Source organism: Arthrobacter sp. MMS24-S77 (assembly GCF_054888235.1).
Genome location: NZ_JBTZRN010000001.1, coordinates 3,003,675 through 3,022,810, shown reverse-complemented (window position 1 = coordinate 3,022,810; position 19,136 = coordinate 3,003,675). Strand labels below are relative to the sequence as shown.

The 19,136-nt window shown below is 64.7% G+C and carries 18 protein-coding genes; 14 read left to right on the top strand and 4 right to left on the bottom strand.

Going from position 1 to position 19,136, the window contains the following annotated elements:
• Nucleotides 1–27 precede the first annotated feature (27 nt).
• From murI to rdgB, 4 genes are all read left to right on the top strand, one after another.
• Nucleotides 28–1,098, top strand: a complete 1,071-nt coding sequence (gene murI, locus ACX5I4_RS13810; RefSeq protein WP_461837149.1) for a glutamate racemase — start codon at nt 28–30, stop codon at nt 1,096–1,098.
• Nucleotides 1,095–1,892 (top strand): MBL fold metallo-hydrolase, encoded by a 798-nt coding sequence (locus ACX5I4_RS13805; RefSeq protein WP_461837148.1) that lies wholly within the window; start codon nt 1,095–1,097, stop codon nt 1,890–1,892. The genes murI and ACX5I4_RS13805 overlap by 4 nt, the downstream gene beginning before the upstream one ends.
• 69 nt (nt 1,893–1,961) lie before the next feature.
• The gene (rph, locus tag ACX5I4_RS13800) at nt 1,962–2,720 is read left to right on the top strand and encodes a ribonuclease PH (RefSeq protein ID WP_078108499.1); all 759 of its coding nucleotides are present in this window, start codon (nt 1,962–1,964) and stop codon (nt 2,718–2,720) included.
• Between the two features lie 8 nt (nt 2,721–2,728).
• Entirely contained in the window at nt 2,729–3,367 is a 639-nt protein-coding gene (rdgB, locus tag ACX5I4_RS13795) for an RdgB/HAM1 family non-canonical purine NTP pyrophosphatase (RefSeq protein WP_461838732.1), read from the top strand.
• A 69-nt stretch (nt 3,368–3,436) separates the two neighbouring features.
• On the opposite strand, the gene ACX5I4_RS13790 is transcribed toward rdgB, so the two are convergent.
• Nucleotides 3,437–4,198, bottom strand: coding sequence for a DedA family protein (locus tag ACX5I4_RS13790; RefSeq protein WP_461838731.1), 762 nt, complete (start codon nt 4,196–4,198; stop codon nt 3,437–3,439).
• Nucleotides 4,199–4,320: 122 nt separating this feature from the next.
• On the opposite strand from ACX5I4_RS13790, the gene ACX5I4_RS13785 reads away from it, so the two are divergent.
• Both ACX5I4_RS13785 and ACX5I4_RS13780 read left to right on the top strand, forming a co-directional pair.
• On the top strand, nt 4,321–5,286 hold the full coding sequence (locus tag ACX5I4_RS13785) for a helix-turn-helix transcriptional regulator (RefSeq protein WP_461837147.1): 966 nt from the start codon (nt 4,321–4,323) through the stop codon (nt 5,284–5,286).
• Complete coding sequence (locus tag ACX5I4_RS13780; RefSeq protein ID WP_461837146.1) at nt 5,283–6,125, top strand: SDR family oxidoreductase; 843 nt, start codon at nt 5,283–5,285, stop codon at nt 6,123–6,125. Before ACX5I4_RS13785 ends, ACX5I4_RS13780 begins: the two co-directional genes overlap by 4 nt.
• A 150-nt stretch (nt 6,126–6,275) precedes the next feature.
• Here the strand turns inward: ACX5I4_RS13780 and ACX5I4_RS13775 are convergent, their stop codons facing one another.
• Nucleotides 6,276–7,670 carry an Nramp family divalent metal transporter gene (locus ACX5I4_RS13775; protein ID WP_461837145.1) on the bottom strand — a complete coding sequence of 465 codons (1,395 nt, stop codon included), beginning with the start codon at nt 7,668–7,670 and terminating at the stop codon, nt 6,276–6,278.
• A 157-nt stretch (nt 7,671–7,827) separates the two neighbouring features.
• On the opposite strand from ACX5I4_RS13775, the gene ACX5I4_RS13770 reads away from it, so the two are divergent.
• Both ACX5I4_RS13770 and ACX5I4_RS13765 read left to right on the top strand, forming a co-directional pair.
• Nucleotides 7,828–8,850 carry a 3'-5' exonuclease gene (locus tag ACX5I4_RS13770; RefSeq protein ID WP_461837144.1) on the top strand — a complete coding sequence of 341 codons (1,023 nt, stop codon included), beginning with the start codon at nt 7,828–7,830 and terminating at the stop codon, nt 8,848–8,850.
• A 66-nt stretch (nt 8,851–8,916) separates the two neighbouring features.
• Nucleotides 8,917–9,465, top strand: coding sequence for a DUF4395 domain-containing protein (locus ACX5I4_RS13765; RefSeq protein ID WP_461837143.1), 549 nt, complete (start codon nt 8,917–8,919; stop codon nt 9,463–9,465).
• An 11-nt stretch (nt 9,466–9,476) separates the two neighbouring features.
• Here ACX5I4_RS13765 and ACX5I4_RS13760 read toward each other — a convergent pair whose 3' ends face one another.
• Entirely contained in the window at nt 9,477–10,562 is a 1,086-nt protein-coding gene (locus ACX5I4_RS13760) for an ADP-ribosylglycohydrolase family protein (protein ID WP_461837142.1), read from the bottom strand.
• Nucleotides 10,563–10,639: 77 nt separating this feature from the next.
• Here ACX5I4_RS13760 and ACX5I4_RS13755 point away from each other — a divergent pair, with 77 nt between their 5' ends.
• The 6 genes from ACX5I4_RS13755 (at nt 10,640) to ACX5I4_RS13730 (ending at nt 18,345) form a co-directional block, all read left to right on the top strand.
• Nucleotides 10,640–10,996: a YidH family protein gene (locus tag ACX5I4_RS13755; protein ID WP_461837141.1), complete on the top strand. Its 357-nt coding sequence runs from the start codon at nt 10,640–10,642 to the stop codon at nt 10,994–10,996.
• Nucleotides 10,993–11,343 carry a DUF202 domain-containing protein gene (locus tag ACX5I4_RS13750; protein ID WP_461837140.1) on the top strand — a complete coding sequence of 117 codons (351 nt, stop codon included), beginning with the start codon at nt 10,993–10,995 and terminating at the stop codon, nt 11,341–11,343. Before ACX5I4_RS13755 ends, ACX5I4_RS13750 begins: the two co-directional genes overlap by 4 nt.
• 135 nt (nt 11,344–11,478) lie before the next feature.
• Nucleotides 11,479–12,396: an MIP/aquaporin family protein gene (locus ACX5I4_RS13745; protein WP_461837139.1), complete on the top strand. Its 918-nt coding sequence runs from the start codon at nt 11,479–11,481 to the stop codon at nt 12,394–12,396.
• Nucleotides 12,397–12,484: 88 nt separating this feature from the next.
• Nucleotides 12,485–13,681 (top strand): exonuclease SbcCD subunit D, encoded by a 1,197-nt coding sequence (locus ACX5I4_RS13740; RefSeq protein WP_461837138.1) that lies wholly within the window; start codon nt 12,485–12,487, stop codon nt 13,679–13,681.
• A complete protein-coding gene (locus ACX5I4_RS13735) occupies nt 13,678–16,698 on the top strand; it encodes an AAA family ATPase (protein WP_461837137.1) in 3,021 nt (1,006 codons plus the stop codon). Before ACX5I4_RS13740 ends, ACX5I4_RS13735 begins: the two co-directional genes overlap by 4 nt.
• A gap of 147 nt (nt 16,699–16,845) precedes the next feature.
• Complete coding sequence (locus tag ACX5I4_RS13730; RefSeq protein WP_461837136.1) at nt 16,846–18,345, top strand: MFS transporter; 1,500 nt, start codon at nt 16,846–16,848, stop codon at nt 18,343–18,345.
• Nucleotides 18,346–18,379: 34 nt separating this feature from the next.
• Here the strand turns inward: ACX5I4_RS13730 and ACX5I4_RS13725 are convergent, their stop codons facing one another.
• Complete coding sequence (locus ACX5I4_RS13725) at nt 18,380–18,991, bottom strand: TetR family transcriptional regulator (RefSeq protein WP_461837135.1); 612 nt, start codon at nt 18,989–18,991, stop codon at nt 18,380–18,382.
• Between the last annotated feature and the right edge of the window lie 145 nt (nt 18,992–19,136).

Genomic DNA, 19,136 nt, shown 5'->3' with positions numbered 1-19,136 from the left:
CATGCCTTGGCTTATTCTCTAAGAATCATGAACTCAGCATCGGATACGGTATCGGGTGGGGAGAGCGCCGCATCGGCGCCGGAATCCCAGCGCAAGCCGGAAATACTGAACATCAACGCAGACAACATTTTGCTGGGATCACGCCCCATAGGTGTCTTCGATTCCGGGGTGGGCGGGCTGACCGTCGCACGGTCAATCATCGACCAATTGCCCAATGAGTCCATCATTTATGTGGGGGACACTGCCAACGGACCTTACGGCCCCCTTCCCATCGCCGAAGTCCGGGCCAACGCACTCGGCGTCATGGACGAGCTCGTGGACTCCGGCGTCAAGCTCCTGACCATCGCCTGCAACTCGGCGTCGGCCGCAGTTTTGCGCGATGCCCGGGAGCGGTACACGGCGCGCTACGGTATTCCCGTCATTGAGGTCATCCAACCCGCAGTCCGCCGGGCGGTGTCCGCGACGAGATCCGGCCGGATCGGCGTAATCGGGACGTCGGCCACAGTGGGTTCCCGCGCCTACGAGGACACCTTTGCGGCCGCCCCGGACCTGAGTATCACCTCGGTGGCATGTCCGGAGTTCGTGAGCTTCGTAGAAGCCGGGATCACCACCGGTCCCGAGCTCCTGGCAGCGGCCCACGAGTACCTGGAACCGCTCAGGGATGCCGGTGTGGACACCGTGGTGTTGGGTTGCACGCACTATCCTTTGCTGACCGGAGTGATCTCGTACGTCATGGGGGAGGACGTCACCCTCGTGTCCAGCGCCGAGGAGACGGCCAAGGACGTGTATCGCGCCCTGGCCACCCACGGGATCCAGCGGACCGACGCCGGCCTGCCGCGGCACGACTTCATGGCGACCGGCGACGCTGCCCAGTTCGAAACCCTGGCGCGCCGCTTCCTCGGCCCGGAGGTCCTGTCCGTGCGCCACGTGGACCACGTAGCCGCCCAGTACCCTACAGGAAGCCTCGCGCGCATCACCCCGGAAATGCTCGAGGCCGCCCGCGCGGGAGGCCACCATGCGAGAACCTCCAACTTCGTAGACCCCGCAGCCTTCACTGTGAACGAATTCGGCGCGGCCCGCGGGGGCCGCATCCAGTGAAACTGACCATTGTTGGCTGCACAGGTTCCTTTCCCGGGCCGGGCTCTCCGGCGTCGTGCTACCTGCTGACCGCACAAGACGGCGAACGCCAGTGGAAGATCGTCATGGACCTCGGCAGCGGTGCCCTCGGGGCCATCCAGCGCTATACGGACCTCGAAGACATCGACGCGATCTTTCTGACCCATTTGCACCCGGACCACTGTATGGACCTGTGCGGATTGCACGTGGCCGTCCGTTGGAAGCCGGGCGGTTGGGGACGGGACCGGATCCCCGTTTGGGGCCCTGCCGCGACGGCTGACCGCATGGCCACTGCCTACGGCCTTGAGCTGGACCCTGGAATGCACGAGGAATTCGACTTCAGCAATTGGAGCGAACGCCGGTCTGTGCGGCTTGGACCGTTCACAGTGACGCCGTATGCCGTGAACCACCCGGTGGAAGAGGCCTACGCCTTGCGCGTGGAGGTCACAGAGCCGGACAAAGAAGGACGTCCCGTCACCAGGATCCTGACCTACTCGGGAGACACCGACTCGTGCCAGGGGCTTGAGGATGCAGCCCGCAACGCGGATCTCTTCCTGTGCGAGGCAGCCTTCGAAGAAGGGCGCGACGACGACATCAAGGATGTGCACCTGACCGGCAAGCGCGCGGGACAAGCCGCCACAGCAGCCGGCGCCCGGCGGCTCCTCTTGACCCACATCCCGGTGTGGACATCCCAGACCAAGGTCATGGCCGAGGCGCGGCCCGAGTTCGTCGGCGATGTCGCCGTCGCGGTTGCCGGGGTTCACTACACTGTCTGAACCCGCAGTCCGGCTGGGCCGTCCGATCGAGCAGTCCAGCGGAGGCTGGGGGATCGCTAAGCTTGCAGTATGACTTCCGAAGCCACATCTGTCCCTGTCATCCGTGCCGACGGCCGCACGCCTGATCAGCTCCGCCCCATCAGCATCACACGCGGCTGGTCCAAGCAGGCCGAAGGCTCGGCCCTGATCGAATTCGGCAACACTCGGGTGCTGTGCACGGCTTCCCTGACCGAGGGCGTTCCGCGCTGGCTCAAAGGCGAAGGCCGCGGCTGGGTCACGGCCGAATACGCGATGCTGCCGCGGGCCACGAACACCCGTTCCGACCGTGAGTCCGTCAAAGGCAGGATCGGCGGACGCACCCACGAAATTTCGCGCCTGATCGGCCGTTCGCTGCGTTCCATCATCGACACCAAGGCCCTGGGCGAGAACACAATCGTGCTTGACTGCGATGTCCTGCAGGCCGACGGCGGCACCCGCACCGCAGCGATCACCGGCGCCTACGTGGCGCTCGCCGAAGCGATCCGCTTCGCCCGGGAGAACAAGATGATCGCCAAGAACGCGCAGCCGCTGATCGACACCATCGCTGCCGTCTCTGTAGGGATCATCGACGGCATCCCCATGCTGGACTTGCCCTACGTAGAGGACGTGCGCGCCGAAACCGACATGAACGTGGTGGTCACGGGCTCGGGGAAGTTCGTGGAGGTCCAAGGAACCGCGGAGGGTGCCCCGTTCGACCGCGATGAACTGAATGCCTTGCTGGACCTTGCCCTCATCGGCACGGGGGAGTTGGCAGCAATCCAGCGCGAGACCCTGGCCGAGGCCCCGTGAGCGAGGCAATGACCAGGGCTGCGCCGCGACTCGTTCTCGCCACCCACAACAAAGGCAAACTGCGCGAACTCAGGGAACTCCTCAGGGGGCAGGTGCCAGGACTCGACGTTGATACCCAAGTGATTGACGCAGCTGCGGCCGGAGCCCCGGACGTTGCTGAGACCGGGGTGACTTTTGCCGAGAACTCCCTGCTCAAGGCACGGGCCGTGGCTGAAGCCACGGGACTGGTGGCTATTGCCGATGATTCCGGGCTCGCGGTGGACGTGCTGGGTGGAGCCCCCGGCATCTTCTCGGCCCGTTGGTCCGGCCGGCATGGTGACGATGCCGCCAATCTCCAGCTCTTGTTGGCGCAATTGTCCGACGTCCCCGATGCACACCGCGGAGCGGCGTTTGTCTGCGCTGCGGCGCTCGCGGTACCGGACGCCGTCGACGGCGGTGGGCGGGAGGTGGTGGAATACGGCCAGTTGGAAGGCACCCTCTTGCGTGAACCTCGCGGTGCGGGCGGGTTCGGTTACGACCCCGTGCTGCAGCCCCAGGGCTTGGACCGCAGCTGCGCCGAGCTGAGTTCCGAGGAGAAGAACGCCATCAGCCACCGTGGCAAGGCGTTCCGTGCGCTGCTTCCGGCCATCGTGGACGCCCTGCGCTAGCGCACGCGCTAACGACAAAGGCACCCCGCTGTGCTGAACTGCGGGGTGCCTCATGTTTATGCCTGTGGGCTAGCTTTCGCCGCGCTTGCCGGCTTCGTGCTCTTCGATGAATTCTTCGACGGGTGCTGTTCCGCCTTCCGCGGCTTTGCGCTTCGCCAGGAATCCGCGGATCACCTCGACGGCGACGGGGATCACTGAGACCAGAACGATCACCATGAAGATGATGTCGATGTTCTTGCCGACCCATTCATACTGACCCAACCAGGCGCCCAGAAGCGTGACGCCGCCGCCCCACAGCACGGCGCCGATAACGTTGAAGAGGAAGAACTTGCGCTTGTCCATCTTGGCGACGCCTACGATCACGGGGACGAAGGTGCGGATGATCGGTACGAAGCGGGCCAGGACCAAGGCCTTGCCACCGTGCTTCTCGAAGAAGGCGTGCGCGCTCTCGACGTTTTCGCGCTTGAAGAGCCTTGAATCTGGCTTGTTGAAGATGGCGGGACCGGCTTTCGCCCCGATCAGGTAGCCCATTTGGTTCCCGATGATCGCAGACACGATGATCATTGCGCACATGGCCCAAAGGTTGAACTGGATGGCGCCGGTGGCCACGAGCAGGCCGGCCGTGAACAACATGGAGTCGCCTGGCAGGAAGAATCCGACCAGAAGTCCGGTCTCTGCGAAGACGATGCCGCATACGAGCAGCACCACCAAGGAGCCCAAGGGGGAGTCGCGGAGGAATACATCCGGGTTCAACCAGTCGGGGAGAAGCGCGGACATGTGCGGCTGCACCGGTCCTGCGCCCCCCAAAGTGGATACGGCAAAGTCGTTCATCGCAGAAAGGGTCACCCTTCAAGGGTACGGGACAACCGCCGTCGGGCCCTTGACACGTCACCGTTCCGGGGGTGTACAGCAGACACTGCCACGCGTCGCCTGACGTGCGTAGCGTTGTGGATGTGGACAGAAGAGACGAAATCCGTGAGTTCCTGATCTCGCGTCGAGCGAAGATCAGCCCGGAGCAGGCCGGCATCCCCGTGTATGGGGATCTGCGCCGTGTCCCGGGGCTGCGCCGTGAGGAAGTGGCGCAGTTCGCCGGGGTGAGCACGGATTACTACACCCGTTTGGAACGTGGCAGCATTCGCGGCGTCTCGGACGCTGTTCTCGAGGCTGTGGCTTCCGCCCTTCAGCTGGACGAGGCCGAGCGGGCACACCTGATGGATCTGGCGCGGACGGCCAACGCTCCGTCGCGTCGGACGCCGCGCCGGCCGCAGCAGCAGCGGGTCCGTCCTGGAGTGTTGCGCCTGCTGGACGGGATGACCGGAGCGGTCGCCATGTTGCAGAACGGTCGTTCCGACGTGCTGGCTGCAAACCTCTTAGGCCGGGCGCTATACGGGCCAGTGTTCAACTTCGCCGCCCGGCCTGGACAGGACGCTTCGGGCCGGTCGCCCAACCAGGCGCGCTACCTCTTCCTCGATCGGGGCGCGAGTGACTTTTACCCCGATTGGCGCGGGGTCGCGGCGACCACGGTCGCGATGCTGCGCTCGGAAGCGGGGCGGAATCCCGACGACCGGGCGTTGAACGAACTGGTTGGGGAGCTGACCACGCGCAGCGAGCTGTTCGCCGCGTTATGGGCCGGACACGACGTGCGGATCCACACCACAGGGACCAAGCGCTTCCACCACCCTGTCGCCGGGGATTTGTCCCTGCAGTTCGAGACGCTGGACCTTCCCGGTGATGAGGGTCAGACACTGTTCACCTTCACCGCGGAGCCTGGCTCTGCGTCCGAAAACGCGTTGGCGTTCCTCGCCAGCTGGGTTGCCCCGCCACCCGAACCACCCGCCGCCGGCGATCCCGCCGGTGGATTCACCGTTCCTGGCCTGCATTCCCATTCGCAGCCAGAAACACATAGCCCAGGAACATGAGAGAAAAGAAGGTCTGGTTCGTTACCGGAGCGGGCCGCGGTATGGGGTCCGACATCGCGAAGGCGGCCCTGGCCGCCGGTCACGCCGTGGTTGCCACCGGCCGAAACCCGAAAAAAGTCGCCCAGGCCGTAGGCGAAAGCGAAGATCTGCTGGCCGTGAAACTCGACGTCACCGACCCGGCTGGCGCGACGGCCGCCGTCCAAGCCGCCGTCGAACGGTTCGGCCGGATCGACGTGCTCGTAAACAACGCCGGCAATTTCTACGCCGGGTTCTTCGAGGAAATCACCCCGGAAGACTTCCGGGCACAGATCGAAACCACCATGTTCGGGCCCGTGAACGTCACCCGCGCGGCCTTGCCGGTACTCCGGGCCCAACGCTCGGGCCTGGTCGTCACGATCTCCTCAACAGCCGGCATCGCAGGCGGAGAGTTCCTGGCCGCCTACGCCGCGTCGAAGTTCGGCGTCGAGGGTTGGGCCGAGTCCCTGGCCCCCGAAATCGCACCGTTCGGGATCCGCACCATGCTCGTGGAACCCGGGTTCTTCCGCACGGAGCTGCTCACTCCGGAATCCACCAGCTACGTCGAATCCACCATTCAGGACTACGCCGAGCGCACCGAACAGACCGTCACGTCGTGGAAGGGCATGAACGGCTTGCAGGGTGGAGACCCGGCCAAACTCGCCGAGGCCCTGATCCAACTGGCCGAGCTGGAGGAACCACCGCTGCGCTTCGCCGCCGGCGCCGACGCTGTGGGTGTCTTCGAACAGAGGGCCGAGGACTTGCTTGCCCTGGCTGCCGCCCACCGCGAACTTTCCAGCAGCCTCGCTTACGCGGACGCTTAGGACTCCATGAACATGCGTCGATGCAGGCCGCTTCGCAACAGGTCACGACTGACAAGCCCGCCGGGGCGGATACCCTGTGGATCCCCTAGAGCTACAGCCTCCAGGAGAGCGGCCTTCCAAAAGGCCGAGGCGCCAGGGCTTCGAATGGTCCTAGGCTGAGCCCGTGACGGTTGTCCAGATGCCGACGGCGCCGGCGACGACCACGATGGCGGTGGTGGACCAGCCGAATGTGGCGGCAAGTTTTCCGTTGCGGTATTTGCCCATGAGGTCTTTGTCCCTGGAAATGAGCATGGTGACAATGAGGAACGGGGCAGCGGCGATCCCGTTGATGATGGCACTCAGGATCAGCAGTCCGATGGGATCGGAGACAAGGAAGCTGATGATGACGCTGCCGATCGTTCCCACGCCTAACAGCACGTAAAAGGTGCGTGCCTTGCTGGGGCGACGATCGAAGCCCCACTCCTTTCCGAGCAAGCCTGCCAGACCGGCGGAGCCCGCCGCGGCCAGGACAGGGACGGCGAGGATTCCGGAAGCGATAAAGCCAGCTGCGAAAAGGAACTTGGCGGCCGGACCCAACATAGGTTCGAGCGCTTTGGCGGCGTCTGCCGCTGTCTTGACGTCCGTGCCGTTCTTGCCAAGGGTCGCCGCGGTAGCCGCAATGATGGCGAACATGACCAAGACGGAGAAGAACATGCCGATGAATACGTCGGCGCGGGCGTTGCGGAGCTTGCGATGGGCGGCTGACGCGGAGCTGTCGTCCAGCCCGACGGCGTTGTCCCCGCCGAGGTCATCTTCCCTCAACTCCTCGACCCGTTGCGCACTTTGCCAGAAAAACAGGTACGGAGAGATGGTGGTGCCCAAGATCGCAACGATCAGGCCCAGATAGTCCCAGCTGAACCGGAACTGCAGGCCCAGCGTGCCGGCCACGACGTCACCCCAGTCCACTTTGGCCACGAACAGCACCGCCACATACGCCAGCAGGGCCATGCAGAGCCACTTGAAGGTTTTGGAAATGATGTCGAACCCGCCGACCATCAGGGCAACCCCTATGCCGATACCGGCGACCGCGCTCCAGAGGTGGCCCGGACCGGCCCCGAGCATCTCCATGCCCTGCCCTATTGCCATCAGGTCCGCCGCCGCATTCAGTGTGTTCGCCGCGAGCAAGGCCACGATCAGGATTGCGATCACCACACGTGGCTTGCGCGAGAACTTCCGGCGCGCCAGCCTGCCCAGGCTGTCCCCGGTGGCCAGGGCGGTGCGATCACAGATTTCCTGGACCGCCATCATCATCGGCAAGGTCAAAGGAGCGGTCCAGAGCATGCCGTTGGAGAAGGTGGCACCAGCCTGGGCGTAGGTGGCAATCCCGGAAGGGTCGTCGTCGGCCGAACCCGTGACCAGGCCCGGGCCGAGCAAGCCGAGGAACCGCCGGATCGGCGAGCGTTTCGCGCCCGAAGGAGCCAGATCGCCGCCGGAGGAGTTTTCTGGCTTGGTGTTGCTCGCCGGGGTCTCGCGGGATTCAGGTTCAGTGGAATCCACAGAACTCATTTTGTTCTCCTGCTCTTCACTTATGCTGAATGCTAAGCATGCTGATTATCCCCAGTCATAGATCAGCTTAGGGCAAAAGGCGGGGGCGGTATGGACGCGTGCTCGACGGGCAGCACCGAAGGACTTTGCCGGTCCCCGGGGCCTGTAACCTTGACCAGTGGCATTGGACTTTACGGCGATCGACTTTGAAACTGCGAACGGCTTCAGGGGCTCGCCGTGCTCGGTTGGCCTGAGCAAGGTCCGCGGCGGAGTGGTGGTGGAGGAAGCCTCCTGGCTCATGCGCCCACCGGAAAACCATGACTACTTCGAGTACCACAACACGCGAATCCATGGCATCCGGGCTGAGGACGTCGCCGGCGCTCCACGCTTTGGCGAACTCTTCCCCGAAATCGGGGCTTTCATCGGCGGGGATATTTTGGCAGCCCACAATGCCGCCTTCGACCTCGGCGTCATTCGTTCCGGGCTTGAAGTGTCCGGGCTGCCCGGACCGGCCTACGAATACGTTTGCACTGTGATGTTGTCCAGGCGCTGCTACTCCTTGGTGTCCAATTCCTTGCCCTACGCAGCCGAAGAGGCCGGCGTGCCCCTCGTCAACCATCATGATGCCGCCGAGGACGCCCGGGCCTGTGCGGGGATCCTGGTCGATATTGCCGGCAGGAACAACGCGAACAGTATTGCCGAGCTTTACTTGTCCCTCGGCCTGGCCTTGCCCAAACAGCAGGCCTTCCAGCCCGGAGACGGCCTGTCCAAGCAAACCCTGGCTGCGCTCGCGGCCGTCGGGTCCGGCTCGCAACTTTCCGGCCGCTCCGGCGTCGGGAATGGCGCCGGCCAACTTGGGCGAGCCTGGAGCAACTGGCCGGAAGAGGGCGCCAATCCGGTGCCCAACCCTGCGGCGGAACCGGGCCACCCGCTGTTCGGCCAGACTGTAGTTTTCACCGGTGAACTCGCCATCGCCCGGCCGGAAGCGAAACAACGGGCAGCCGAGATGGGTGCCCGTCCGGAGAGCCGAGTCACGGGAAGGACCACGGTCCTGGTGGTGGGCGACGGCTTCGTTGCGGGCGATCTCCGGAACGGTCGCCTGACGGGCAAAGCCAAGCGGGTCCTGGAGCTGCATAGCCGCGGCCAGCAGATCGAGGTGCTTTCCGAGGGAGAGTTCCTGCAGATGGTCGGCGGAAGCTAGCAGCGTCAATATTCATACGGAGCAACAAAGCTTCCTGTTGCGTGCCTGCACTCCTAGCCTTGAGCCATGACACAGGGAAAGCAGGCCGATACTGCACGGCTCACCACAGGGACGCCGGCTCCGGCGGCCACCGGCTGGCGCACCGTCTTCGCTTTCCCCAATCCTGTCAACGAGTACGCCGCAAGGATCACGGCCGGCCTTGTGGTTTTGGCTTCGGCGGCTACCATCCTCACCGGCCTTGGCTGGGGGCTCGTGCTGATTGCGGCCGGTTTCTGGCTGCGTGTGCTGTTCGGGCCGAGGATCTCGCCGTTTGCCTTGTTGTCCGTCAAGGTCCTGGCACCCCGAGTCGGTCCGGCCAAGCTTGTCCCGGGCCCACCCAAGCGCTTCGCACAAGGAATCGGCGCCGTGTTGAGTACAGCGGCAGTGGTTCTCTTCTTCGCCGATTTCGCGCTGGGAGCCTGGATCCTGCTTGCCCTCTTGATTGTCGCGGCGTCCCTCGAGTCGTTTGTGGGATTCTGCCTTGGCTGCGCCATTTTCGGCTTCCTGCAGAAGCGCGGCCTCATTCCCGAGGAAGTCTGCGAAGCCTGCAACAACATCGCACTTCGCCAGGCCTGAACCGGCTTTTCTTAGCCGACTGTGACGGCAATCAATTGCTGTGCCATCCCGCGGATGACCTCCGGCGCCTCAAGGGCTTCTAGCCAGTCCGAAGGCAGGGCGGCCTCCCCATGGAATGCCCCCAGGATATTGCCCGCGATGGACGCGGTGGAGTCACTGTCACCGCTGTGGTTCAGCGCGACGGCCACCGCCTGGCGGAAATGGGCGGCCGGATCGAGCGGTGCCCCGGCCGCGGCGGCGGTCGCCAACACGGCATAGAGCCCGACGGCGAGTGCTTCCTCCGCGACCCACCCTTCGCCCAGTTGCGCCGTGAGTTCCTCCGGGCCGAGCACGGGGCCGGTGAAGGATAGTTCCAGCGCCTGGCGGAGACGGTCCAACAGTTCCGGGGCTGGATCCGGCAATGCTGCTACTACGCTCAAAGCATGTTCAGCCGAAGTCCGTACATCCGCGCCCGTGGCTAGTTTGTGCACCAACACGCTGAAGGCGCCGGCACTCTGCCGCGCCGAAGGGTGCCCGTGGGTCAAGGATGCGGCATCGGTGCTCAACTTGTAGACCGCGGCCTCGGAAATGTGCGGAACCAGGCCAAAGGGCGCAGAGCGCATCACGGTGCCGCAGCCCTTCGAATCCGGGTTGACGGGACGGAAGACAGTCCCCATGTCGCCTGTCGCGAGCCCGCTCAGGCACGCTCTGCCCGGATGCCTGCGGTGCCGGAGCACGTCCTGGCTGTCAATCCAACGGGGTTGGGGAACGGGGGCCGATGCCGGCAAGGCCACGTCCTGGGTGGCGAGCCAGCGCAGGTAGGCCAGCCAGAGGCATGCCGTTTCGTCGGCGGCCACGCCGTCGTTGGCCCACTCAAGTGCTTCCACGAGGCCGTCCACGGTGTACAGCGTCATCTGGGTGTCGTCCGAAAAGTGGCTGCCGCCGTCGAGCTGTCCGAAGGAGGTGAGGCCCGCCGCACCGTAGCGGGAGCGGATGGTGTCCATGTCGTCGAATTCCACCGCGTAGCCAAGCGAATCGCCTAGCGCGCCGCCCAGCAGGCAGCCGCGGACGCGGGACTCGAAGGATGGCACGGCGAAGGGGGACGGTTCAGCACTCATAGTGGTAATTTACCGCGGCTGCTTCGCCGGACTTCACATGCCCACTGATACGGTGGCTCCTGAACCAGGAGGCAACGATGCGTGAACCCGCATGGCGGAAAACCGGAACGACCCCGGACTACAGATTCTCCCTCGCGAATGAGCGGACCTTCCTTGCCTGGATTCGGACGTCGTTGGCGCTGCTGGCCGGCGCCGTCGCGATCGACCAGCTGGCTCCCAACATCGCGCCGCAGCCGGTGCGCATCGTCCTGTGCGTCGTGCTTTCAATCATCGGCGCAGGCCTCGCGACGCTCGCTTACCGACGTTGGGCACAGATGGAAGCAGCCATGCGCAACGACCAAGCCCTCCCGTTCTCGCGGGTCATGATGCTGATGACCATCGTGGTCGCCGTGACAGCCTTCACGTTTGCGGTGCTGATCCTGGTGGCGCGTTGAGCGTCGAGGCCAGGGATCCAGGGCTGCAGCCAGAGCGAACCACGCTCGCCTGGCGCCGGACCCTGATTTCGCTCTTGGTAGTGGATCTCTTTATCTGGCGCAGGTGGCTGTCAGCTAAGTCCGGCGCGGGGCAAGTGCCCACCGGAATACCGGGGCTCGACTACCAGGGAATCTGCGCTTTGACGGCCGCCGCTGCGACGATCGTCCTTGGCAGCGTAGTTTGGGTTAGATCCCGTCAGCTCCACCAGGGCGCGGACGAAGCGTCGGCTGTCCTTATGCTGGCAAGCGCGCTGTCCATCATCGCCCTGGGCTGCGCGGCGGTCGCTGCGATCGCGTTGGGCGACTAGGCTCGGATTCAGGAAGCGTCCAGACTCGGCTGACAGGATGCTGCAGGGCACAGCGCGCGATCTGCGGCGTGGCTTGCTGTTGCCCGTGCGCGTCCGCACACGCCACCCGAACTTCGAACTAAGGAATCATTCGACATGACCACAACTGTGTCCGTTCCCTCCTCCCGCGGCACCGGGCTCATCGCCCGGGCGTCCGCTGAAGCTCTGGGGACGTTGTTCCTTGTGGTTATTGGCTTGGGTGTGCTCATCTTCATCAATCCCCAGGCGGTTCCGATGCCGGCGTCGTTGGCAAGCGGCCTCGCTGTCACCGCTGCAATGCTTGCCTTCGGCTACTTGTCGGGTGGGCACTTCAACCCGGCAGTCACTGTTGGCCACGTGATCGCGGGCCGCACGAAGCTCGTGGACGGGGCCGTCTACGTGGGGGCCCAGCTTGTGGGTGGTTTGCTCGGCGCATTGGCGATCTTCGCCGTCGTGCGGACGGTTCCCGGGATCACCGACAGCCGCAATGTCTTTGACACCGCGACCTCGGGGTTCGGTGCGCATTCCAGCTTCCAGGTTCCGCTGACCGGCGTGATGCTCATAGAGGTACTCGGCGCAGCGATCCTGGTAGGAGTGTTCCTGGGGGTCACCGCACGGCGGAACCCCAGCAAGGTTGCCGCACCGTTCGCCGTCGGCCTGACCGTGGCAGTACTGCTGCAGTTGGGCCAGTCCACCGGCAACCTTGCCTTCAACCCCTCCCGTGCCACCGCGTCCGCAGTATTCAGCTCAGGCTGGGCCCTGGAGCAGCTCTGGCTCTTCTGGGTGGCGCCCCTGGTGGGGGCAGCGATCGCGGGTCTCATCTTCCGCGGTTTTGGCGAGTCCGCTCCGGTAGCCGTTGCTGGGATCGAGGATCCCGCGCTGGCCGAAGAGTGGGACGAAGAGTCCGACGACGACGCTGACGCCGGTGCCTCGGAAGGCGCGGCGAAGGTCTCGCCCGCTGCGGCTACCGCACCCGCCGAAGCCAAGCCCGACGTCGACCCCGCCCGTGATTTCTTCGACGGCAAGCGGGACTGAGACCGGAATTAGTTGCCGGAGGGCCCCGATATTGCCGGTGCCGCCGTGCCGCGCCAAAAATGTCTGTGCCTCCGGTTAGCGTGAAAACATGAAGCTTCTTCACACCTCGGATTGGCACCTGGGCCGCTCGTTCCACGGCGTCGGGATGCTGGATGCCCAGCGCGATTTCATTGGGCAATTGCTGACGGTTGTCCGCGAGCAGTCGGTCGATGTCGTGCTGATTGCCGGCGACGTCTATGACCGTGCCCTTCCCGGCCTGGATGTTGTGAAGCTTCTCGACGACGCCTTGGTTCAGATCACGGACGCCGGCGCGAAGGTGGTCCTGACAAGCGGCAACCATGATTCCGCGATCCGCCTCGGGTTCGCATCACGCTTGCTGGAACGCGGGGGAGTCCATCTGAGGACACGCGTGGAGGACCTAGATTCCCCGGTCTTGTTCGCACTGGATGGCAGCGGCAACGTCGCCGGCGCAGCCAATCCTGGTGCCCCGGTGCTGGCCGTCTACGGTATTCCCTATCTTGAACCCAGGCTCGTCGCCGAACGGCTCGGCACACCAACCGCCAGTCATTTCGATGTCACCCAGGCAGCGGTGCAGCTCATCCGCGAGGACATCGCCCGGCGAAGCGAGACGGGACCTGTACATTCCGTAGTGCTGGCACACACGTTCGCGACTGGAGGCATTACCTCGGACAGCGAACGCGATCTGAGCATCGGCGGTTTGGGAGCCGTGCCACTTGATCTCTTCGATGGCTTTGGCTACACGGCCTTGGGCCATCTCCACGGGCGCCAGGAACTTTCGGAGCACGTCCGCTATTCGGGTTCGCCGCTGGCCTATTCGTTCTCCGAAGCCAGGCACCGAAAGGGCGCGTGGCTGATTGACGTCGGCGTGGACGGATTGAAGAGCGTTGGGGAAGTTTTGTGGACGGCACCGCGGGAGCTGGCGATTCTCAGGGGTAAGCTCGCGGAGCTTTTGGAGTCCGAGGAACACAACTGGGCCGAGTCCGCCTACTGCCAGGTCACCCTCACAGACTCCGCGCGGCCGGCTCAGGCCATGGAACAGCTGCGCACCCGGTTCCCGGACACACTGGTGTTGGGCTTTGACCCGGAGGACGCAGAGGGAAGGACCAAGGCCAGCTACAGCAGCAGGCTTGCCGAAGCTGAGGATGATCTCGGCGTTTGCTGCGGTTTCCTTGATCACGTGCGGGGGAGGCCAGCCGACGAAACCGAACTTTCCGCCCTTCGTGAAGCCTTGGAAACCGTCCGGTTGGAAGGAGCGGAGCTGTGAGAATCCACCGCCTTGAGATTGAAGCTTTCGGGCCGTTTGCCGGGGTTCAGTCGATCGACTTCGATCAGCTGGGCGCCCAGGGTCTGTTCCTCCTGAATGGTGCTACTGGCGCCGGCAAGACCAGCGTGCTCGACGCCATCTGTTTTGCCTTGTACGGTTCGGTGCCCGGCGCCCGCCAGGACGGCAAACGCTTGCGGAGCGACCACGCGGAACCGGCTGCAGAGCCCCGCGTTGTCTGCGAATTTTCGGCGCGCGGCAGGCGCTTCGAAGTGACCCGCTCCCCGGCGTGGGACAGGCCCAGTGCCCGCGGGCGCAAAGGCTTCACCACCCAGCAGGCTAAAACCCTCCTGCGCGAACGGGTCAATGGTTCGTGGGAAGAAAGGACTTCCCGCAACGACGAAGCCGGCGCGGAAATCGGTGATGTCCTCGGGATGGACCGGGAGCAATTCACCCGGGTGGTCATGCTCCCGCAGGGAGATTTCGCGGCCTTCCTGCGCTCCAAGGCTTCCGACCGGCTCGACCTGCTGCAGAAACTCTTCGGCACCCAGCGTTTTGAAGCCATCGAGCAGCAGCTCGCATTCCAGGCAAACGCCGCGCGCGCAGAGGTGGAGGACAACCAGAACGGTCTTCACTTGCTCCTCCAGCGGGCCGAATCGGAGTTCGCGCAGCTTGGCATTGAAGAATCGGTGGAGCCGGATAGCCACGAGGTCGTGTCCGGCTTGGCTACGCCCGAACTCAGGCTTGGGCACCTGGAAGCACAGGCGAGGGCCGAATCGCTGGAGCGGCAACAGGCTGCCAGCTCCGCCGATGCTGTCCGGCTTCAGCTGGCAGATCAGCTCAACTCTGCCCGGGAACGGGTTCAACGGCACGCGAAGCTCGACGCAGCCACGCGCCGCCACGAAGCGCTCTCCGCCCGCGCGGCCGAAGTCCAGGAACTCCGCGAGCGTCTTGGACGTCACAGGAAGGCCGCTGTCCTCGGCGGCCAGCTCGACGCCGTAGACCGTGCTTCGAATGCACTGAACCTTGCGGTCTCGAACGCCGAGTCGGCTACGGCGAAGCTCCTGGCGGCCTCCCTGGACGTAGGCGACCCGGCCGCCGCCCTGGCCAGGATTCGCGAAACCACGGCAGTCCTGGAGGCCCGGGCGGCGGACGAACAAAAGCTCGAGGACATTACTGGCAGGCTTGATTCGCTCAAACTGGCTGCGCAGCAGCGGGAATCGGCCAAAGCGGCGCGGTCCCTTGCTTTGGCAGGGTTTCGCGCGGAGGCAACTGCCTTGGAAGCCCGCCTGGGCCCATTGGAAGCTGCGGCCCTCGAACTGCCCCTGCGCGAAAGTGAAGCCACGGCAGCACAGACCACTGTCAAGACCGCGGCTCGTCACACAGCAGCCCTCGAATCCCTCTCCGCGGCGGTGAAACGGCACGCATTTGCCCGTGCGCTTTCCCAGGACCTCCGCCAACTCTGGTTGGACCTCCGCGAATCCCGGTTGGCCAACGCCGCCGCCGAGCTCGCAGCCAAGCTGCATGATGGTGAAGCATGCCCTGTCTGCGGAAGCGCTGAGCACCCTTCGCCAGCGTCAGCCGGACTGACGGCCTTGGCCCTTGCCGAGGAAGAGCAATCCGCCCACGAGCGCTATGACGAGAGCGAGCACGAACTGCTCCAGGCGTCGGCCGAGCTCGCGTCCGCCGAGCAGGAGGTCGCCGTGCTCGCTGCCCAAGGCGGAGACGTCGATCCCAAGGAAGCCGCTTCCGCTGATGCCTTTGCCAAGGACGCGCTCGCCTCGGCACGGCTCGCGGTCGACGGAGTCAAGCGGGGCAAGGAAAATCTCGTCCGCGTGATGGAGCGGATTTCCGGCTTGGAAGAAGAACAACTCCACGAGGACACTGCTGCGGCCCAGGAGGAGTCCGCCCTGGTCCTGTTGAGCGAACAACGCGAGTCCCTCGATACCTTGCTTTCGGGGCTTCGTGACGGCTTCGACACCCTCCGCGCCAGGATCGAATCATTGACCGGGCAACGCGAGCTTGTCCAGTCCGCCGTCACGGCTAACGCCCAGTTGGACGGCGCCAGGGAGGCCCTGGACGATGCTTCCGCGGCATTGGATCGTGCCCTTTCGGCAAACCGCTTCGAAACAGCGGAGGATGCCCGGCGCGAGATCCTCGACGAACAGCACGCCGCCCGCTTTGACGAAGTCATCAGGGCTTCCGAGACCGAGAGTGCGCGTCTCGCGGAGCTTTTTGAGTCCGAGGATCTTGTGCTTGCTGCCAAGGAAGCCCGCATCGGCGAGATGCCCTTGGCCGCCGTCGAGCTGGCCGCCCTCGAACTGGAGGCCAATGAAGCCGAAGATGCGGCCCGGCGCCTTGCCCTCGCGGCGGGGCTCTCCGCCCGAACGGTAACCAGCCTTGCAACGCTCCGCTCGCGGTATGAAGAAGCTGCGGCTTCGGGACGGGAACCCCGCGAGCGGGCCCGGGTACTCGGCGAACTCGCCGAAACCGCCAGGGGGGCGGGCGACAATGGCTACAAAATGAGCCTCAACAGCTACGTCCTGGCTGCCCGGCTCGAACAAGTCGCGGCGGCGGCGTCTGAGCGCCTTGTTGCCATGAGCGACGGCCGCTACACCCTTCAGCACACGGACGCCAGGGCGGCCCGGGGCGCGAAATCAGGGCTGGGTCTGGAAGTCGTGGATGAATGGACGGGACAGCGGCGGGACACCGCCACGCTTTCCGGCGGGGAATCCTTCATGGCCTCGCTCGCCTTGGCCCTGGGGCTCGCGGATGTTGTCCAGCAAGAGGCCGGCGGCGTAGATATCGAGACCCTGTTCGTGGATGAGGGCTTCGGGAGCCTCGACGAGCAGTCCCTTGAACAGGTGATGGATGCGCTGGAAGGATTGCGCGACGGCGGCAGGGTAGTCGGACTCGTCAGCCACGTTGCCGAAATGAAGCAGAGAATCAGCAGCCAGCTCCAGGTGATCAAGAGTCGCAACGGCTCCACCGTGCGAATCGTCGACGCCGCGGCCGCCTAGGCACGGCAGCCAAGACTTCCCTCAAGGATACGGCCCGCCGGAACTGATGCATCTCCTCCGCGAGCCGTCCGGTAGACTTGGAGGGTTACACCGGGTCGCGCGCATCGGGAGGAGGGACGATGCGCATCATTCAGCGAACCCGGAATCATGAACTCCTTTCCACAAAACTCTGCGGTGAACACCGCGCTCGAGCCTGCCTCTTCAGAGCCCGCCCTGTCACAGCCTGCCCCTCAGCATGAGGAAAGCAGCATCGAAACCCGCGGCCTGAGATCAAACCCGTCGGCCACGGTTTCGGCCTCCCCTTCCGCCTCGCAGCGCCGTTCGCGCCTACCGGGTCGCTTCGCGCGGCTACCCGAACTGGCTGGCCGAAACTTCCTGCCGTTGGGACTCTTCGCGAGGCTGCCTCTCGCCATGTTGACCGTTGGCACCCTGACCCTTGTCACGGCTGTCAGCCATTCTTACGCGATCGGCGGCCTGGCCGCCGGCGCTGTCGGCATCGGGTCAGCCGTGGGCGCGCCGGTGCTTGGCTTGCTCGCTGACCGGGCAGGCCAGCGCCCGGTCCTGCTCGTAGCTGCGGCCGTCAACGCCGTCACAGTCATCGCATTGCTTGTGGCCGCCTACTTGACGCCGGATTTCAATGCGCCCACGGACGCGATCGCCATTCTGGTGACAGCCTTCCTCGCCGGAGCGAGTTGCCCGCAGGTAGGTCCCATGGCCCGGGTCCGCTGGATGGCCCTGACCACGAGGAACCTGCCGGCCCGGAACCTGGGCCCCGGAGCCGGCGGAAATCCCGCCGCTTCCCGCAGCGTAGCGGCGAGCCGTGCAGACCTGGATACTGCCTTGTCCTATGAAGGAACCGCGGACGAAGTCACTTTCGTTTTGGGGCCGGCTCTGGTTGGCATTTTGGCCAGCCTCGTAGCTCCTTGGCTGCCGCTGGCATTGGCAGCGGTCCTCACTGCCACACTCGTTCCCGCTTTTGCCGTGCATCCTTCGCAATTGGCCGTGGTGCCGGCACGGCGCAAGGCACCGGCCGCCGTCGGGAGCGTTCCTGAAGGACAGGGATCACGTGTCCGTTCCCTTGCCTGGTTGAAGGTAGCAGTTCCGGTGTTGGCCATGGTTTGCATGGGGACATTTTTCGGTGCCACGCAGAACGCGTTGAGCGCCTTTTCCGCCCAATTCGCCACAGCGGAAATCGCGGGGCTGATGTATTCGGTCATGGGCCTGAGCTCCGCTGTCGCGGCCCTGTCTGTTGCCTACTGGCCGCAGCGCTTCGGGCTGGCAATCCGCTGGGTGGTCGCCGCCGCGGCGATGACGGCGTTCTCCCTTTTGTTGTTCCTTCCGGACGGGATCTGGCCGATGGTCATCGTTCTGTTGGTGTTGGGAATTCCAGTGGGACCTGTCATGGTGACGGTCTTCAGCATCGGGGGAGTCGTGGCTCCGGCCGGCCGCATGGCAACGGTCATGACCGCCTTGGCGAGCGGGATCGTTGCCGGTACGGCCTTGGGCGCCTACCTTGCCGGCCAGTTGGCACAGACCCAGGGGCCTGGCGCCGCTTTTGTGGTGTCCACGGCCGCTTCGGGCGCGCTTCTGGTGCTCGGCATCGTTGCGGGACTGGTCCTCCGGCGCAAGCCAGCCACTCGACAGTAAGGCGTCGGCTTCCGGCGCGGACAAAACCAAGCCGTCAGTTGTAATCCAGCGCGCCTGTCAGCGAACGTGCCAGCAAGTCGACGAGCCCTAGGGACCGTTCTTCGTCCGGATCCGCCAGGTGCTGCATGCTGATGCCGTCGATGCCGGAAATGAACAGGCGCGTGACCTGTTCGAGGTTCACGGGAACAGGCCCGCCGGTTGCTTCAGCCGCACCACGAAAGAGATCCAGAGTTGAACTGATCCACCCCTCGTACATGCTCCTGTTCATCAAAAGCGCTTGCGGCTCATCATCCGGACCCACGCGGAAACGGCGCAGCAGCAGCTCGAACGTGGTTATCTGCTCGTGCGGATTCTGCACCATGCGGGTCCAGATACGCCGGGCGTGGGCTTGGATCACGTGTTCCAGGCCCAGCTCCGGTTCGCCTACTGGAGGCAGCGCCTGCGCGTAGTCGCGGCTCAGGAAGTTGTACACCTCTTGGAGCAGCTCATCCTTGTTCCGGAAGGAATAGTGCAGCGCAGCCAAGGGCGCGTCGGCTTCAGCCGCGATGCGCCGCGTGGTGGCGGCGGCCAGTCCATCGCTCGCGATGACCTTCGCGGCCGCACGCACAAACTGCAACCGGCGCTCTTCGACCGGAACTCTGGCCATGGTGTCCTCCCAGATACGTCGTTGACCATCTTATGTCCGGCTCCCTCGCTTCCTCGGAAGCGCGGCGCCGATGGCCCTGAAAGCAACTAAACAAGAAAGTTCGACATAAACCTAGTCAAATGACCTAGTCAACCGACATACTTAG

Coding starts and splice junctions, on each gene's coding strand:
- murI (WP_461837149.1), top strand. CDS start 28: ATGAACTCAGCATCGGATACGGTATCGGGTGGGGAGAGCGCCGCATCG.
- rph (WP_078108499.1), top strand. CDS start 1,962: ATGACTTCCGAAGCCACATCTGTCCCTGTCATCCGTGCCGACGGCCGC.
- rdgB (WP_461838732.1), top strand. CDS start 2,729: ATGACCAGGGCTGCGCCGCGACTCGTTCTCGCCACCCACAACAAAGGC.
- ACX5I4_RS13790 (WP_461838731.1), bottom strand. CDS start 4,198: ATGAACGACTTTGCCGTATCCACTTTGGGGGGCGCAGGACCGGTGCAG.
- ACX5I4_RS13780 (WP_461837146.1), top strand. CDS start 5,283: ATGAGAGAAAAGAAGGTCTGGTTCGTTACCGGAGCGGGCCGCGGTATG.
- ACX5I4_RS13775 (WP_461837145.1), bottom strand. CDS start 7,670: ATGAGTTCTGTGGATTCCACTGAACCTGAATCCCGCGAGACCCCGGCG.
- ACX5I4_RS13765 (WP_461837143.1), top strand. CDS start 8,917: ATGACACAGGGAAAGCAGGCCGATACTGCACGGCTCACCACAGGGACG.
- ACX5I4_RS13760 (WP_461837142.1), bottom strand. CDS start 10,562: ATGAGTGCTGAACCGTCCCCCTTCGCCGTGCCATCCTTCGAGTCCCGC.
- ACX5I4_RS13755 (WP_461837141.1), top strand. CDS start 10,640: ATGCGTGAACCCGCATGGCGGAAAACCGGAACGACCCCGGACTACAGA.
- ACX5I4_RS13745 (WP_461837139.1), top strand. CDS start 11,479: ATGACCACAACTGTGTCCGTTCCCTCCTCCCGCGGCACCGGGCTCATC.
- ACX5I4_RS13740 (WP_461837138.1), top strand. CDS start 12,485: ATGAAGCTTCTTCACACCTCGGATTGGCACCTGGGCCGCTCGTTCCAC.
- ACX5I4_RS13730 (WP_461837136.1), top strand. CDS start 16,846: ATGAACTCCTTTCCACAAAACTCTGCGGTGAACACCGCGCTCGAGCCT.
- ACX5I4_RS13725 (WP_461837135.1), bottom strand. CDS start 18,991: ATGGCCAGAGTTCCGGTCGAAGAGCGCCGGTTGCAGTTTGTGCGTGCG.